The organism is Jeotgalibaca arthritidis (assembly GCF_011100465.1).
Lineage (GTDB): Bacteria > Bacillota > Bacilli > Lactobacillales > Aerococcaceae > Jeotgalibaca > Jeotgalibaca arthritidis.
This window is the reverse complement of sequence record NZ_CP049740.1, coordinates 1672225-1689529: the sequence shown is the minus strand read 5'-3', so window position 1 is coordinate 1689529 and position 17305 is coordinate 1672225. Positions and strand designations below refer to the sequence as shown.

The window sequence follows — 17305 nt, the reverse complement described above, 5'->3', positions numbered from 1 at the left end:
TTTTGCCCTAAATTTAGCGGATATTTACTTTTGAACTTTTGCTTATTTTATAACATTTGTTTGTTATCTCTATTTCGAAACATTAGGGTTGTAGGTAGTAGATAAGGTTCGAAAGAATGCAAAAAAACAGAGAAAGTTATTAGAAAACTTTCCCTGTTTAAGTTTAAAGACGGATATTTAATTTTTTGATATTTATGAGAGTTATTTCATTATTCAGCGCTGTCTTCAACCTCAGAGGACGCTGGAACTTCCGGATCGGTTGGTTCTTCCGGAGTCGGATCTGGTTCTGGGGTTGGATCCGGCGTTGGTTCTGGATCCGGCTTTGGTTCTGGATCTGGAGTAGGCTCTGTCGGCGTTGGAGTTGGTGTTGGCTGAACTGGTTGAGTTGGTTGAGTTGGTTGTGTTGGTTGAGTCGGCGCTACTGGCGTCGTTGGTGTTTCTGAAGATGCGGGCGGAGTCCAAGTTGGCTCTTCCTCAACAGGTTCTTCCCATCCCCAGTCAGTCTCTTCCTCTGACCATTCTTCTACATATTCTTCCTCAACAACTTCTTCAACACTCTCTTCCTCAGAAGACTCTTCTTCTAAAACTTCGTCAAAAACGATATCTACTTCAGCTGGCTCGCCATCTAAATGGTAGGCAGTCGTCGAATTCACTTTTAACTCTTTTAAATTTTTAAAGAAGAAATCTTTTACTAATGTTTGACCCTCTTCAGTCAAGCTACCATCTTCTGTGTATAAACTTTCAATCGTCGCATTATTGGTTGTCAGACTTTCCATCACTTGGTCGTGTAAGTTATAAACAGGCAAGCCATTTTCTTCGCTGATAGTGATCATCTCATTAATTTCAGGTTGGTGGTAGGATCCCACACCATTTTCACCTTCATAAGATTCAACTGGCGGAGGTGTGACTAGAACGACTAGCGTTTCAGGCAAGCTCTCCTTAATCGCATCATAGGTTGTGAAAACCTCTGTGATGTTACTTTCGTAAACTGCTTCGCCTTCCCAAGTCCAATCAACGATTTCATTAACTGGCAATGGTGAAAAATAGAAAATAACATCTGGCTGACTTGCAACTAATTCGTCCGTTTTACTTTCTAACCCTTCATCTAACTCAAGGCTGCTAACAAAATTCATTTTCATTTCGCTGAACAAGCGCTCGTTAGATAAGGCATTCATATTATCAACAATCCATGCCGCATCTGTTTCTACTTCACCGAAAAAGGTAATCGCTGTGTCGCCTTTACCGTATTTCACATATTGTAAGAAATCTGCGACCGTACTTTCTTCCCTGTTCTCGTCAAATGCTGCAAGGAAAGCTGCACGTCTTTCTTCTTCTTTTTTCTTTTTACGTTCTTCAAATGAATCTGCTTGGCTGATTTCTTGATAGTCTTGGCTGTTTGCTAGTTCTTGTCTTTGGTTACGACTATAAATAAATCCAAAAACAATCACACCGACTGTTAAGATCCCCATAGCCACTACAAGAAAAATTTCCTTTTTCTTCAATTATATTCGCTCCTGTAATAGTATTTAGTTCTAGTCTCTTTATACCTTTATTATAATAATATAAATGTTTGACAATTGCACGATATATACTAATTCTATTTTAAAGTCGTCTTTATTATCTTGAGTTTTGTAGACGTTCAAAAGGTTATTTGATGCCGAACTTCCTCAATTAGCGTCTTGAGTGAATACAAACTTGTTTTAGCTGTTCTATTCACTCAAAATGGTAATTTGAGTGAGTAGAAACTAATTTCGTGCACTCTACTCACTCAAAACGGTAATTTTAGTGAATAGAAACTGGTTTTAGCCGCTCTATTCACTCCACCAACAACTAACCACAAAAAAAACAGCCTCGTCAGAGGCTGTCCATCTACTTCATCACTTGTTATTTTTCTGGTGCGACAGCTGACAATATCTTTCATACCAAAGTTCAACGTACTCTTTGGAAAATGGACCTTTTTCTTCGTTGATCCAATCAACTAAGATTTTGACATTCTCTTTTAGGATATGGTCAATTTCATTTGGATAACTCATACGCTTGCGGTGCAATTCGTACTCATCCACATCCAACAATCGTTTTTCACCATCTGGGAATACTTTGATGTCCAAGTCATAATCGATATATTTCAACGCTTCTTCGTCAATGGCATAAGGAGATGCCAAGTTACAGTAATAAGAAACACCCTTTTGACGAATCATCGTTACCACGTTAAACCAGTAATGCTTATGGTAGTACAATAGCGCCGGTTCACGCGTTACCCAGCGACGGCCATCTGCCTCCGTCACTAAAGTATGGTCATTACAACCAATAATCGATTGATCACTTGTTTTCAACACCATCGTATCACGCCAGGTGCGATGTAGGCTGCCGTCATGCTTATAACTTTTAATAGTGATGAATTCTCCTTCTTTTGGATGATGCATCACGGTGCCCAACTTTCTATATCTTTTATGGATTAAAAGGCGAATCCTTTTAATCTAACAGTTTTACACTCACAAAGTAGTATAACATAAGTTTGAAAGGCTGTGACCATTCTTATTAAAATGATTGCAAGAATTTTCGATTTTCTTTCCAGATAATTTCCCACATTTTCTGTTGCGGAACCGCAAAGGCATAGTCAGGAAAATCAAATCGACTCACCCACTGCATATTTTCTGGCAAGTCCTCTTTCATCCCTTCAACCACCACATGATGAACCGTAATATGCCACTTGCGGTGGCTGAAAACATGGGTGAGCGATCCTACTGCCGGCTGAATCTGTTCAGCGGTCATCTTTACTTTTTCATCCAAAAACGTATTTAAAGCATGCATTCCTTCTTCGTTAAGAGGTGCGGGTTCGGCCACCAAAAAGTTAATCTGCTCGATTTTAGGCCAATCGCCCCAGTTTTCCTCGACGAGGGGGAAGGTCCAAAAGTTAGCTAGCAGGCCGCTCTCGGGACGCTTCTCCAAAAGGAAATGGTCGCCGCTTTGAATAACAATGCCCTGCATCGTTTTAGGAACAGGCTTTTTGGCCTTTGATTTAAAAGGATAAAGGTGCATAGTGCCATTTTGATAGGCTTGGTTGAAATCCTTAATGGGACTTTCTTCCGGACGCGGATTTTTCGGGGCGCAAATGTCCGTCCCCAAGTCCATAATGGCTTGGTTAAAATCGCCTGGTCGGTCTGGATCAATCAATACCCGAACCAAACCTTCAAATATTTTCCGTGTTGCAGGTTTAGCAATATCGTCACCGATTTCAAAGACGCGGCTAAACACGCGCATGACATTGCCGTCGACAGCTGGTTCCGGCAAGCCAAAAGCCATACTGGAAATAGCGCCGGCTGTATAAGGACCGATGCCTTTCAGCTTGATAATCTCTTCCGGCTGGTTAGGAAAAACGCCATCGTAGTCAGCCATAATTTGTTGGGCTGCTTTTTGGAGATTGCGGACACGGGAATAATAGCCCAGCCCTTCCCATGCTTTCAATAAAACATCCTCTTCGGCTTCAGCTAATTCTTTAATTGACGGAAAGAGTGCCATGAAGCGATTATAGTAGGGAATTACCGTAATCACTTGCGTTTGTTGGAGCATAATTTCTGATACCCAAATGCGATAAGGATCATTGTTCAGACGCCAAGGTAAATGATCGCGCCCTGCTGCGTCATACCAATCAAGCAAGGCTTTTCGAAAAGCTTGAATTTTTTCTTCTGGCCACATGGTGATGCCGTATTTTTCTTTTAATTCATTTATTAAGTCGTTTCTATTAATTGTCATTCTACATCCATTTCCTGTTTCTTTTCTTCTATGTATTGATTAATCAAATCACCGGGGAAGCCCTTTTGATAGAGGTTTCCTTTTACTTTTTGCTCGAGCTCACGGCCCTCAGCCTTGCGACTGTATCGCCGCCAAACTTTATCACCTTGAATGCGCAAGGCGAACAGCTCATCTTCTTCACTTTTTTCACTATCTAATCCGTCAAAGACCTGATTAATAATCTCTTTAGGATATCCTTTTTGTTGGAGGTGCAGGCGGACTTTCATCTGCGCATCTTTCGAAGAGGTTCGGCTTTGCTTGTTCATCGCTTTTTCCGCCAGATATTGCGCATTTTCTAATTGTTGGTTATCAGGATACTCCATTAATGAATGGCTAATTGTTTCATCATCCAGCCCTTTCGCTTTCAAATCTTGTGCAATTTGACGCGGGCCCTTGCGGTTGATATTGGCAGCCGTCCGAGTATAACTTTCTCCATAAATCTGGTCATTGATATACATCTGATCACGCAGCCGCTCGAGCGTGGTATGAATATAACGCATCTCAATCTCATTATCCAGCAGCTTCTGCCGGACTTCCTTCTCGCTTCTCAAGCCATAAGACAAATAATCTACCGCAATCGTGTAAGCCAAATACTGAGAATTTTCCTCCTCGATGGTTTCCTGCCGCTCCTTGGTCAATGTCATCCCCTTATAGAGACCCGTCTTAATCAAAACTGCCTCCGAAATCGGGAACGCATACTCCCCGTCCAAATAAATATTAAACCGATCCTTCCGACGCTTCTGAACCTGAATCATCGTAATCTCCGGCAGCTGCTCAGTCTTCTCTTCCACAAAATCCCCCCTTCCAGTTCTTCTATTATATCAAACAAAAGACTTTTAATAAAAGTAGTGCGTTTCCTGCCTCGAACTCATTCCCGCCACTTCGAGTGAATAGAACACACAAAACTAGTTTCTACTCACTCTAACCACACCAAAAAACTACCAGCGCAACACTGGTAGTTTTGTTTTATTTTTTATAGTCAGGTTCAACGTCAGATGCATCGTCTTCTACAACAGTTTCGCCACCAAATGGGTCAGTCGAAATAGGTGTACCATCTTCTTCTACTTCAGGGTGGGAGTCCGAATGATCAAACTGCATATCGGCTAGATTTTGGTTGTCATCAGCCATGGTTGGATCGCCTTCAACCTCTTCAGCTTCAATGGGTTGGCCGGTTACATCTTCTTTTAAGTCTGGGGCTTCGCCGTCCTCATTTTCGTCACCTTCATCGCCGGCAGAAACACCGGGTTTTGGGTCTGGATGGGTTGCTTTTTTCCCTGCTTCAATTGAGTGCTTTTCTACATCACCTTTTACATTGTCGTCAGCGTCTGTCCAATCTGGCTTGACATGATTCATTGTATCTTCCTCCCCTGGTAAGATGCCGTCGCGTACTAAGTATTGTGTGTGCTCTTGCTGGGCTGGCGGCGCATTGTCAATTAAGAGGACATATTCGCCATTTTCCAGCGCATCTTCAAAGCGTTCGTAAGTGTCTTCGTCAATGCCGTAGTTCTCGAACAACTCTTCCTCATCGTCATCGTCATCGTCCAATTCAACTGTAAAGAACGCTACAATTTTGTCCCATAAACTTTCTTCTTCGTCTGACGTCACAACAACTTCGACCGCAGACTCAGCTACCAATTGACGTGCTTCCTCGTTTCGGCTAATAACAACAAGCTGTTGGGGCGTATACCCCTGATCGAGCATATTCTGAATTGCTAGCTGAATATCGTCGTAACTCGCAAATGAACCTTCAACTCTCTTATCCAAACTTGCCACTCCTTCCCGTTCAACTACCCTCATTTTAAGACAGCACCTAGCAAATAACAAATAATAACCATTTAACCCTTAAAAGTAAGAAGGAAACTTTCTGGCCAAGAAGTCGTTGATGTCATCAACCAGTGGATTTTCTTTGAAGGGCTCATCTCGAACAAATTCTCGCCATAAAGACAACATCATCAAAATGACCATTTCCTCCAAAGTGTGCTGCTTGTTAAGACGATTACTGTGATGGATTCGGTGCAATAAAGTTGGATTCACTGCCTCATCATGTGGCAGTGGAAACATCCCAAATAAGTGACACGCCCTATCTAAAAATAAATGCTGGCAGGAAAAGAAATACGATGCCGAATCAATATGACGCTGAAATACATCCATAGCCATATCAATATCGATAGAATGCCGCTTTTTAAATTCAAGACGAATACGCTTATGCTTTTTCGATAATTTTCTAAAATGAACCAAGTGCCCCAAGCTAACCCATGTCACATCTTTTTTACTTGGACCTCTAAGCGGTAAGTAACTCGCCTTACCTAAAACATACGGACTGCCATGATGAGCTTTCCCCTCAATAGACTGAATAATAAACCGAATTTGATTGTAGCCCACACCAGCTTTACAAAATAATTTTTCCATCACAGTATTAGCCGACTCATTTGATTTAATCACAACACCATCTTCATAGAAAACCAAAGTCTGATAATCATAATGATCTAAATAATCCGAAACATTAATCACACAAAATATCCCCATATCAATAAAGACTTCATCATAATCTTTCGCATAATTTAAATAATAACTAATACTTTCCTTGTCAGTAATCCGAAACATCGTTGGTAATGGGGACAAACTCCTCGACTCTACACCTCCCTCAAAAAGATAGTTACTCCCTTCGAAGTAAGCGCATTCACTTGTTCGATTAAAAAAAGGGGTACGTTCTGGAAACGTACGGTACAACGGATGATTCAAGTCCTCTTGCTCTGATTTTTTATAATGACGGTTTTTAAAATCAAAAAAATAGTCCATAAATGTCCTCCTCTTTTATCGCTCCCTTAACTATACCCCACTTGTTGGAAATAAACCACATTATGTTTATTTTTTCACAAAAATAGCCATATTTATTATCTGCCACCTTTTTGGTAATAAATCTTATCTATTTTGGCGTTTTGTCTAACTATACACACTCGGATTATAGTTAGCTCGAACACCTCTGAGGCCTCAGTAAGTTCAAAACTTCACGAATAGGAATGATCGAGATGAACAAACTTACTGAAGAAACCATGCAAGCCCTACTCTTACAATTCGAAGGCGTCATTTACGCCAGCCTTAAAAAGTTAGCCATCCACAAAGGCAAGCAAGATTATGATGATTTTTACCAATTAGGCTGTTTGAAACTATTCGATGCTTACCATGACTTTGACAAAGACCCCTTTGATGAAACAAACCGTTATCCCTTTGTTTATTATGCCAGCCAACGCCTCCATTGGGCATTCTTAGATGAAATGAGAAAAGAAAATCGCCGAATTGAGCGCCAAGAAGCAGATTCCGATGACATAACTGATTTGGCTAGTGAAGATCCCGCCTTTGATGAACTGATCTTTGCCGACCAATTGACACACTTAATGACCCTTCTCTCTCCTAAAGAACGCCTATTTCTAGCAGACCGTTTGCTGGGCCAGCTCTCTATAACAGCTATTGCCAAGAAACACGCTGTCTCACGAAAAACAGTTTATCGGTGGCGCCAGTCGTTGCAGAAAAAGGCTTTATTTTTAAAAGAGGGTAACACTTTTTAAAGTTAATTCGTTGTTATAAGTGTAGGCAGTCATGACACTACACACTAACAACTAGGAGGCATTAACATGATTAAACAATGGGAAGAAGCAAACTTAGAGCTGTATTTTAATGATTTTGAAAATGAAAAAGAAGTGAAGCAACGTTTTAGTAATTTGAAAGAAAATGTATCTGAACAGCAAATTGGTGATTTTCAAGCAGCGGTCGCAAGTCTAGTTGATTTGCCGGATATGCATGCTGTTGTAACTGAAAAGCACCGCTACTTAAGAGCTTAATCACATTCGAGGAGGAATAAAAAATGACAACGACAAAAACTTTGGAATTAAAATTCAAAACTGCTGAAGGTAAAAACCGTAACTTAAGCTTGAAAAACCCTGTAGCTGATTTAGCTGCAGAGGACGTGAAGAGCGCCATGCAAACGATTGTGGATACAGACGCGTTTGAAGTGAAAGGCGTCAACCCTTATTCCGGTCTAGACAGTGCCCGTTACATTGAGCGCACCGTGACTGATATTTTTGAAGTAGAAGCATAATAACTAGCGAGCCGGGACTTGATTCCCGGCTTTTTTTGAAAGGAGAATGATCATGACTTATCCAATTGAAAAACAACTGCTGGCTATTAACCAGCAGCCTCTAAGAAAATCGCTCTGTATTATCGCCCATGAATCGGGTAACCCTAATAACGTTGGCGCAAATAGTTTAGCTAATGAAATTGCTTATATGAAACGTAACGCTCATCAAGCATTTGTCTCTCACTGGGTTGGGGGTGGCGGGAAAATTATCCAGCTGGCAAAGGTTGGCTTAGTCCAATGGGGCGCTGGTCCCTATGCCAATCCTTACGCCTATGCACAAGTGGAGTTAGCAAGGACAACTAACTTAGCTACCTTCAATAAAGACTATGCCGCCTACGTTTGGCTGCTGCGCCAGCTTGCTATTGAAGCTGGCCTTCCCGTTACCTTAAATACTGGCTATAATTTAGCTGAACCTGGCATTAAGACGCATTCATGGATTAGCAAACATATCGGCGGCACCACCCATGTCGATCCCGATGGCTATCTCGCTTCTTGGGGCATTTCCATGGCGCAATTCAAGCAGGATATTGAAACACCCGCTCTAACCAATCGTTATCTGCTTCACCTCGTCGTCAAAGGCGATACACTTTGGTCGCTCGCACGTAAAAATCAAGTTAGTGTGACCGATTTGAAAAGGTGGAACAGTTTGAGCTCCGATTTTATTCTCATCGGCCAAATTTTAAAGGTAAAAGCTTTATAAATAAAAAGAAGCCGCAAACGGCTTCTTTTTATTTATAAATGATTCTTTTATAATTCATTTCAACAACATTTTTGTCGAGAAATTCTCTAAATAGTTGTTCGGCTTCAGTGACTTCGTTGTCTTCCATCATTTCTAAAAATCGTAGGCAGGAATCGTGGAAGAGAGCCGCTTCTTCTTTACTTTTAAAAAGGTATTCTTGAGCTAGGTTGTCGTCTGATAAAAAATAGATAGCGACTGCTAGGCCATCATCTGTCAGTGTCATTCCTAAAAAACTGTTGTTATACATGTGTTCCTCCTAATTTAATCGCGTAGGTGACTGTTAAGTTCCTCGACCAGTTGAAAGACTGTTGTTGAGGGATTGTCCTTGGCTGGTGAATTCGACCGTTTCTCATAGAGTAGTTTGGCGTTTTCAATGGCTAGTGGCTGACGAGGCAGTAATTGCTGGTACATATTGGGTAGGTTCTTCTTATAGTAAGTCTTCATGCGTTTACTAAGCATAGCATTATAGTTAAAGCGGCTAATTGGTTTGGTAATTAGCTCAAAATGCAGCAAGTACCAAAGCTCAAAGGCTTCATTACTGTATGCAACCCTAAAGCCCTCATCGTGATGAGCTTGGCAGAAAAAAACAGCATTATTAAAACTCACACTAGAAAAAGAATCCTTATCAAAAACCAACCAAACCTCATCAAACTCCTCATCACGCTCATCCAAAATCCGTTCCGCATAATGAACGAGGCTCAAGGTATTGCGACCAGTTCCCCTAATCTCAACCTTGGCAGACAGAACTTCAAAACTCCGAAAATAATTGGGCTCAGTTTTCGTCCCTTCGCACACAATCAAAAAAGTTTTTCGTGGCAGTCGAGTAGCGACTTCACGCTCGTAGCTCTCTCGTTTTTCACGCCGCCGCTTTTGTCTATGTCGTTTCCCCATTGTCCAACCACCAATCCGTTGGCGGTAAATAAGGCACCGCCCCGTATTTGCCGTTCAAATAATGCCGTTCAAATGAAAAGGAATTTTTCCGCTCCTCTTGGTCAAACTGGTACTCCACCAAGGAAACCAATTCGCTGTTACCCTCACGCTTTTTCTCCACAAACCACACCTGATCGCGCCTGAACAACTCACTATCCAAATTCGAAATATCATGAGTCGAAAAAACCAATTGGGCACAGTGGGGGTTGAACTCGCCGCGGAATAGCTCCAATACATAGCGTGTCATCAGCGTATGGAAACTTTGATCCATTTCATCAATCATTAAGAGACTACCTTGCTCCAAAGCTTCAATAATCGGACCCGCTAAGGCCAGAAGTTTAACCGTGCCGGCAGACTCCACATCCTTAAAGCGGAAGCCCTCTGGATAAGGCTGAAGACTGCCATCTAGCAAACGTTTCATTTTAATCACAAAGAAATCATCCCGCTTTTTCAAACTCGTTGCATCAGTCGTTTCCCTCACTTCAATGTCGTGAATGGATGGGTCTGCGACTTGAATCAGTGATAATAAATTATGTTTGTATTTTTTCAAATGCATCTTAGCTAAGGAAATCGAAAAATAAGGATGTTGCACGCCTACAATAATCCGCATTTGGCTAAACCACTTTTCAATTGACGTTACCTTACTAACCTTCATACTAATCAATTCTGCTAAATACAAACGATTCGTTGCCAAATCAATAGCAATTGCCCAACTACCTTCCACACCGCCATCTTGGTTACGGTGGAAACAAATTGTCGCTCCCTCATACAGGTATTCTTCGGTTATTACGCCATGATTGACATAAAAGCCATAGCGATAAAGGCTGTTGTCTATATGAAAACTAACCTCCAACAAGCTATCCTCTTGTTCACTGCGTTCGTCGAGATGGAAGGGTTGGATTTGCATAATCCATTTTTCTTCCTCACCTTTTTTGATAAATAGTCCCTCTTTAATAAGCGCCATCGCCCGTAGCAAGTTGCTCTTACCACTAGCATTGGCACCGTAAATACTACTCACTTTATTGAGTTGGAGGTTGTGATGGCTGGCAATCGTTTCTGGATGTTCGGGTATAGTCGCGGCCAACATGGAAAAGGTCGCTTCATCTCGAAAAGAAAAAAAATTCTCAACAACTAGTTCGATTAACATCATGATCCCTCCTTCTCGACTATTATAGCATAAATGAATCCGATTTCACTCTGTAAATAAGAAAAGCGGACAAGTCCGCCTTGACCTATGAAAAAATAGGAAATTTGACCCTGAATTTTCAGGAGACTTCACGCTTCAGCGGGTTAGTCGAATGATATGCGTTAGCGAGCAGCGAAGCGCGCAATGGGGCAAATTTATCTTTTTTTCACTAGGTCAGGACTTGGGAGCTAGACATTGATTGCTGAACTTATAATCCCCTAGTCTACAAAAAAGCAGTGAGAATAATCATCTCTCACTGCTTTCAAACTGGTTACGAAAAAATTTCTTTTTTGCGCTAAATTTGTCCATATTTCTTTTTTTGGCTATGATTTACGGCGAATTTGGATACTGAAACCATTTGGTCCGACAACTGATTGGTTATCCGATTCGTTACTCAAATGATGATAAACCACTTTCGTTGATTCAGTATGGTCAACGACATAGTCTTCTGTTCCTTGATTAAAGTAGCCAACAATTTCATCATCACCTAAATCACGGCGCACACCAACCACTTGCTCTTCATCCAAGACAACTTCCCATCTCAGCATACCGTGAGAGAGAAGCGGCTGATAGTCTTTACGCAATTGAATCAAGCCCTTAGTAAAGTCATACATATCACGGTCTTGCTTGTCCTCTTCCCAAATCATACAACGGCGGCATTGTGGATCGGGACCACCCTTCATGCCGACTTCAGTCCCATAATAAATACATGGCGACCCGTGCATCAAGAACATAAAGGCTAGGGTTGATTTCACCAAATCAATATCACCTTCTGCCATGGTTAAAATGCGGGCTGTATCATGAGAATCCAGCATATTAAACATGGTTTCATGGGTTTGCTTGCGATATTGAGCCAGCTGTTCGTTCATGACGTTAGCCATTTTACGAGTCGGAATGGTCTTACCAACAAAATAGTCGATAATATTTCCAACTAATGAATAGTTCATGACACCGTGGAATTCGTCCCCTTCTAGCCAAGAGCGAGATGAGGTCCAAATTTCCCCTAAAATATAAAAATCATCTTTCAAGGACAAACAGGCTTGGTTAAACTTACGCCAGAATGAGTGGTCAACTTCATTAGCCACATCCAAACGCCAGCCATCAATATCAAACTCTTTAATCCAGTAAGTCGCGATATTCAATAGATACTCCTGCACTTCTGGATTATGGGTGTTAATTTTCGGCATCATCGGCACATAGGCATAAGTCTCATAAGGTAGGCCTTCTGCATGCTCCATATACATTGGGCCATGAGAACGAATCTCTTCTGCACTTGGCACTGGATGTTCCTTAATAAAGAACCAATCTTTGAAACGAGACTCTTCTTGATATTCAGCGACATCACGCCACTGCGTTGATTCAGCCCCAATGTGATTAAAGACCGCATCCAACATCACTCGCATATCACGGCGATGAGCCTCTTCTACAAACTGACGGAATAAAGCCTTATCCCCAAAATGCGGGTCGATTTCATAATAGTCAGTCGTATCGTACTTATGGTTTGACGGCGCTGTAAAAATAGGTGTCAAATAAATCCCATTAATACCCAAATCTTCTAAATAGTCTAACTTGTCAATAATCCCTTGAATATCACCACCGTAAAAATCAATGGTCGATAGTTCTTCCTTGCTGTCCCATTCTAAAACATTGTCTGGGTCATTTTTCTTATCCCCATTGTTAAAGCGTTCCGGGAAAATCTGATACCAAACGGTTTTCTTCACCCACTCTGGCGCTTTAAAACGGTCAGTTTCATGGAAATAAGGCAAGCGGAAATACGTTCCTGAGTTGGTCAGCTGCTCTTTCAAGTAAGGGAAAACGCCACGGTCATTGTAAATAACATCCGTACCATCTTTACCATAAACATGGAAGGCATAAGCCATCCGCTTGACTGGTTCATCCGTATCAATCAACCAATAGTCATGCAAGTCCGTTGATGACAACAATTCCATTTCCTTTTCTTCCTGATACCAATCTTTCAAATGTAAGTTAAAGGGATCGCCTTGAATAAAGCCAACCTTAGCAACGTCACCCTTTTTCGTGCGAAGTCGAATGTGAACATGCCCTGGTGAATAAATATAAGCGTACTCGCTCTCTGGACGGTGAAAAAATGCTGCAGTTTCCATTAAAAAATCCTCCAATCAATCATTAAACGTACTTGTCGTTTCTTCTCTTATCATCTTAACAAAACACACAATAAGAACAAGCTGTTATCCATTGATAGCGGTAACAAAAATAACATTAGTAAAAGCCCTCAGCTAACTGAGAACTTTTTTAAGTGTTTGAAATTTAGGCCATTTAACAGCACCTAGACGCTCTTCAACAAAAGTATACCAGAGCGCTGCAAACCCCAGGGCAAATGCCGGCGATAGCATTAGTGCCCATTGTGGTTCGATAAACTGTCCAACAATAGTAGTAAAGAGAACAATGGCTGTGGTGTTGTCAGCGTCAAGTAGAATTGAACAGTTAACGCCAATTAATTTTGAACACTTTCGCTCACAAACATGCTCTGGCGATGTTTCATACGGTAGCTAGCTTCATTCATGTGAACGACCTCCGCTCGATGCAGAATACGGTCTAAGATAGCCATTGCGACTCCCTCATCGCCCAATAATTCTCCCCATTGGTCGGGGCTCTTATTGGAGGTCAAGATGATTGAACTCCGTTCATATAGATGATTGATCAAATGAAAAAACAGGGTAGCTTCCCTTTGATCCATTGCCATATACATCAAATCATCAATAATCACTAAATCAGATGCTCGGATCCGATTGAGCTGGACCTGCGATTTCCGCGTGAATTCTTCAGTTTTCAGAAGGGAGAGTAGTTCTCCCATTGTCACGAATGTTACCTGAAACCCCTTCTGGATGGCCTCCATGTCTAAGGCAATGGACAAGTGCGTTTTCCCCACACCGCTCGGACCCAAAAAGATGAGATTATACTGCTGCTCAAGCCAAGTAAGCTCTTGGAGCTGGGTAAGCTGCCGTTTGCTCAGAGAAGTCTGATCTGATAGGTCGAATTCCGTCAGTGTTTTGTGGTACGGGAACTTAGCCCATCTCAATCGTTTCTGAACACTTTTTTCCTCGCGCTTCCTTAATTCGAAGCACACAATCTCCTGCACCAGTTCCCGGTAGGTCCAGGAGGCTTGTTCGGCTTTACGTAACAGCTCGGGCAACTCGCTCGCAGTTTCCACCAACCGCAACTGTCTGAACTGGCTTTGCAGCGCGTCCATGCTATCATTCATGAGGCGGCACCTCCCAGAATTTCCGTATAGGTACTCATCGGATGCGTCTCCACGTTGATATCAGCGCAATCCGATCGGACTGCTTGTACGGGTGGAACAGGCGGCGTCTCTTTCCGAGGGGCAGCCAAGTATTTAGCCACATCCGTAAAGTCATTCGCACTCATCAGATGTTCAGACATACACTTCTGTAGGGCCTCATCAATGACAGTGGGGTATTCGAGGGCCGCTTTCTGTAGAACGGCCAGTTGGTCTCTTTTATAGCGCGGATACTTCTCCATCAAGATATCAATGTATCGTGAGGCAAGCTCCAAATCTTTGAACTGCTGCGCAACGGTTTCCTTATAGCTTTGAATGCCCTTCGAACGATCGCGCCCATGGTTTTTATTTTTGATCAGTTTGCCTGTTGAAGTTTCCAGAGGATGGTTCGCCAGAATTTCCCCATCGGGCTGTTTTCTGATAATAAGCCGTTGTTGATCGTTCGTATCTTCCTTGATTTCAATAGCCACTGTATTCAGACCTTTCGGTCTGTAAGTGCCTAGTGGCACGGAATAACGGTTTGATTTATAAAAAACTGTATTGTCCTTGTTTACCGTTCTTGTTATACTTGAACCGGTGATACTCTCGGTTGAGAGTAGTTTAGAGACTGGTTTTAGGTGTTGCTTTTCGAGGAGAAACACTTCTACCGGTCTCTTTTTTGTTGTTCCATGAACCCTTCGGTTGCCCGTTCTTTCCAACCAGGCTAAACAGCGCTCATTCCAGTTCTCGATTGTCGTATAAATCCGGCTATCGGCGAAATTTCGTTTCACATACTTTACCGTACTCTCCACTTTTCCTTTGGATTCGGGGTCGGCTTTGCGGCATAAATGGACTCTGAACTTCCGTTGCTGTTTGTACGCTTGAAATTCAGCGGTCAGAATCATGTCTCCAGCGTGCTCACTCACAGTGATGAGGTGGTCCTGATCATAAACGATTTCTTCCGGCATGCCACCAAAGAATTCAAAGGCATTCTCGTGGCTTCGAATGGCATCACGAGTCGTAAAGGGGCGGTTTTGCCATTCCACATAGCGGTAGCGTGAATGGGAAAGTAAGAAACAAATGCAGTATAATTTGATTTCTCTTTGATCCCGTGTCTTTTGACGCGTTTCGCCCCAATCGACTTGCACCTGTTTTCCCATCGGTTGCTCTTCGACCGCTTCATATTGCCTTACAACTTTAGTTTTAGCTATCTGATATTCTTCGCGTATTTGATTCACATATAACCGCATCGTACTTTCACCAACGGTGAAGTCGGGGAATTTCTCAAGCAGCCAATCCTGTATTTGAGACGCATTCAGATGCGGATATTCTTGAAGCCAAGCAACAATCCAATCCTTGTATGGGTCCAATTTCTTCTTCCTCGAACCTAATGAATTGACCCATTCGAAAGCTTCTTCCGGTGTCTTCTCCATGTAGTTATAAACCGTTGTGCGGGATACCTTCAACTGCTTTGCGATTTGTTGGATGGAAAAGCCCCGCTCCTTCATCTGTTGAATTTCCAAATATAACATTAACTTCTTCTTCACCTTTCGTCCTCCAATAACCTAAGATACCTTTAAAAGTATACAGGATTGGAGATATTTTTTGCCGAAAGTGTTCAATCTTGTTCATCGAAAACGGGGGTGCGGATATTATTTTGGACCTAAATACGGTTGATTGTTTTTGTTGCAACCTATTGAATAGGTTTGTTTACTTCTAGTGGACAAGAATTGGTATTATTCCTTAAGCTATTAAAGGAAGTGTTTTTCGAAAATCCATAATACTCATCCCACCTAAAGATAGCTTGATTCTTTCGTGATTGTACCAATGAAGATAGTTGTTTAAAAGTTGTATAAAGTGCTCAATTGACACATCTAACCAATTCTCATCGTAAAAGAATTCGTTTTTTAACCGCCCAAAAAAACCTTCACACGCAGCATTATCAGGCGTGCAACCTTTTTTAGACATAGAACGAGTTAAGTGATGCGATTCCATTCGCTCAATCCAACTTGGCCAGCGGTAATGAGCCCCTCGGTCCGAATGAACTATCGGGTTTTCACCTTCTTTTAGCGTTAAAACCGCTTGATCTAGCATCGAATTAGTCAATTCAGCATTAGGAGAAGCACCAATCGTCCAACTCACTATTGCACCATCGAAACAGTCTATCATAGGAGACAGGTAAACTTTTCCAGCAGGGAGACGGAATTCTGTTAGATCAGTTACCCATTTTGTATTGGGTTTACTGGCTGTAAAATCGCGTTCTAGGATGTTAGGAACTGCAGGCGATATTTCTCCTTTGTATGAACTATACTTCTTAATTTTAACGGATTTAGCGAAGAGATTTTCTTCGCGCATGATACGTTGAACAATTTTTTCTGAAAGAGTCATCCCTTTATGTTTCAGAGCAGTATGAATTCGGCGATAGCCATACCGCCGCTTATTCTTGTGAAAAATTTCAATTATCATGGTACGAGCCTTGCAATATTTATCAGGTAAAGCGAGTTGAGTGTGGTGATAACTATAACTGCTTTTAGGGATACTGACACAGGCTAATAATTCCTTTAACGGATAAAAAGGGCGAAGGGCATCAATCAGGAGTGTTTTCTCTTGATTGGTGAGTTCTTCTAGATGGATGCCCTGATCTTTTTTTAGTAGTTCACCCGCTTTTTCAAGAACGTCTTTTTGAATCTGAAGGCGGTGAACCTCTTCTTGAAGTTGCTTGACTTGACTTTTTAATTGATTAACATCTGTTTCCTTTGAGTCATTGACCATACCAAGCACGTCCTTGCCGAGCCACCGTTCTTTATAATTGTAGAGGGAATTTCGGCTAATACCTAGTTGATCCGCAATCGATTGTGCGGATGTGGTCCGAGTTACCAGTGCAAGAACTGCGGCTTCTTTTTCTTGTTGTGTTAAGTTTACCCCTTTTTTAATCAATTGGCGAGGTTGAGGTGCGCGCTCCATGATCCATTCTGTTAATAAGCCCCGGCTTGGATAGCCAAGTTTTCTGCAGGTACGTGAATAACACTTACCATGCTCAAGATAGTGGGTGACTGCTGCTTGTTTTTGTTCTTCGGTGTATTTTGGCGTTCGCGTCATCTCTTTTTGAACATCTCCATCCGTACGGTAAGCCTCTATCCAATCCCGAAGAGCCATACGCGAAGGATACCCCAGTTCATTGATGACAGCCGCATAAGATTCGTACTTCAAGTAAAGTTTGACGGCTTTTAATTTTTCAGCGTAAGCATACATAGACTTCCTCCTAAT

General features: G+C 41.9%; 17 protein-coding genes. 4 read left to right on the top strand and 13 right to left on the bottom strand.

The genetic code is table 11. From position 1 onward, the window contains the following. Positions 1-209: 209 nt before the first annotated feature. The 6 genes from G7057_RS11765 to G7057_RS08480 form a co-directional block, all read right to left on the bottom strand. Positions 210-1502 carry an SGNH/GDSL hydrolase family protein gene (locus tag G7057_RS11765; protein ID WP_193566082.1) on the bottom strand — a complete coding sequence of 431 codons (1293 nt, stop codon included), beginning with the start codon at positions 1500-1502 and terminating at the stop codon, positions 210-212. 375 nt (positions 1503-1877) lie between these two features. Further along, positions 1878-2423 (bottom strand): nucleoside tri-diphosphate phosphatase, encoded by a 546-nt coding sequence (gene ntdP, locus G7057_RS08500; protein WP_076766939.1) that lies wholly within the window; start codon positions 2421-2423, stop codon positions 1878-1880. 115 nt (positions 2424-2538) lie between these two features. Next, positions 2539-3753 carry an A/G-specific adenine glycosylase gene (mutY, locus tag G7057_RS08495; RefSeq protein ID WP_227004586.1) on the bottom strand — a complete coding sequence of 405 codons (1215 nt, stop codon included), beginning with the start codon at positions 3751-3753 and terminating at the stop codon, positions 2539-2541. Further along, positions 3750-4583 (bottom strand): recombination regulator RecX, encoded by an 834-nt coding sequence (gene recX, locus G7057_RS08490; RefSeq protein WP_166162780.1) that lies wholly within the window; start codon positions 4581-4583, stop codon positions 3750-3752. Before recX ends, mutY begins: the two co-directional genes overlap by 4 nt. A gap of 175 nt (positions 4584-4758) precedes the next feature. Further along, positions 4759-5556, bottom strand: a complete 798-nt coding sequence (locus tag G7057_RS08485; RefSeq protein WP_166162778.1) for a general stress protein — start codon at positions 5554-5556, stop codon at positions 4759-4761. A gap of 78 nt (positions 5557-5634) precedes the next feature. After that, on the bottom strand, positions 5635-6591 hold the full coding sequence (locus G7057_RS08480) for a competence protein ComK (protein ID WP_166162776.1): 957 nt from the start codon (positions 6589-6591) through the stop codon (positions 5635-5637). Positions 6592-6821: 230 nt separating this feature from the next. Between G7057_RS08480 and G7057_RS08475 the strand changes: the two genes are divergently transcribed. The 4 genes from G7057_RS08475 (at position 6822) to G7057_RS08460 (ending at position 8627) form a co-directional block, all read left to right on the top strand. After that, positions 6822-7358, top strand: a complete 537-nt coding sequence (locus G7057_RS08475) for a sigma-70 family RNA polymerase sigma factor (RefSeq protein ID WP_166162759.1) — start codon at positions 6822-6824, stop codon at positions 7356-7358. A 66-nt stretch (positions 7359-7424) separates the two neighbouring features. After that, positions 7425-7631 (top strand): DUF1659 domain-containing protein, encoded by a 207-nt coding sequence (locus G7057_RS08470; RefSeq protein WP_166162757.1) that lies wholly within the window; start codon positions 7425-7427, stop codon positions 7629-7631. A gap of 23 nt (positions 7632-7654) precedes the next feature. Further along, positions 7655-7888 carry a DUF2922 domain-containing protein gene (locus G7057_RS08465; protein WP_166162755.1) on the top strand — a complete coding sequence of 78 codons (234 nt, stop codon included), beginning with the start codon at positions 7655-7657 and terminating at the stop codon, positions 7886-7888. Between the two features lie 52 nt (positions 7889-7940). Next, positions 7941-8627, top strand: coding sequence for a LysM peptidoglycan-binding domain-containing protein (locus tag G7057_RS08460; RefSeq protein ID WP_166162753.1), 687 nt, complete (start codon positions 7941-7943; stop codon positions 8625-8627). Between the two features lie 28 nt (positions 8628-8655). Here the strand turns inward: G7057_RS08460 and G7057_RS08455 are convergent, their stop codons facing one another. The 7 genes from G7057_RS08455 to G7057_RS08425 all read right to left on the bottom strand — a co-directional run bounded on the left by G7057_RS08455 (position 8656) and on the right by G7057_RS08425 (position 17290). Then, positions 8656-8913: a hypothetical protein gene (locus tag G7057_RS08455; protein WP_166162751.1), complete on the bottom strand. Its 258-nt coding sequence runs from the start codon at positions 8911-8913 to the stop codon at positions 8656-8658. Between the two features lie 14 nt (positions 8914-8927). Next, entirely contained in the window at positions 8928-9557 is a 630-nt protein-coding gene (locus tag G7057_RS08450; protein ID WP_166162749.1) for an RloB family protein, read from the bottom strand. After that, positions 9541-10743 carry an AAA family ATPase gene (locus tag G7057_RS08445; RefSeq protein ID WP_166162747.1) on the bottom strand — a complete coding sequence of 401 codons (1203 nt, stop codon included), beginning with the start codon at positions 10741-10743 and terminating at the stop codon, positions 9541-9543. Before G7057_RS08445 ends, G7057_RS08450 begins: the two co-directional genes overlap by 17 nt. Before the next feature lie 362 nt (positions 10744-11105). Then, positions 11106-12905 (bottom strand): glycoside hydrolase family 13 protein, encoded by a 1800-nt coding sequence (locus tag G7057_RS08440; RefSeq protein WP_166162745.1) that lies wholly within the window; start codon positions 12903-12905, stop codon positions 11106-11108. A gap of 350 nt (positions 12906-13255) precedes the next feature. Continuing rightward, entirely contained in the window at positions 13256-14023 is a 768-nt protein-coding gene (gene istB, locus G7057_RS08435; protein ID WP_166162743.1) for an IS21-like element helper ATPase IstB, read from the bottom strand. Continuing rightward, the gene (gene istA, locus G7057_RS08430) at positions 14020-15585 is read right to left on the bottom strand and encodes an IS21 family transposase (protein ID WP_166162741.1); all 1566 of its coding nucleotides are present in this window, start codon (positions 15583-15585) and stop codon (positions 14020-14022) included. The genes istB and istA overlap by 4 nt, the downstream gene beginning before the upstream one ends. A gap of 196 nt (positions 15586-15781) precedes the next feature. Further along, complete coding sequence (locus tag G7057_RS08425; RefSeq protein WP_166162085.1) at positions 15782-17290, bottom strand: IS3 family transposase; 1509 nt, start codon at positions 17288-17290, stop codon at positions 15782-15784. Positions 17291-17305: the final 15 nt, after the last annotated feature.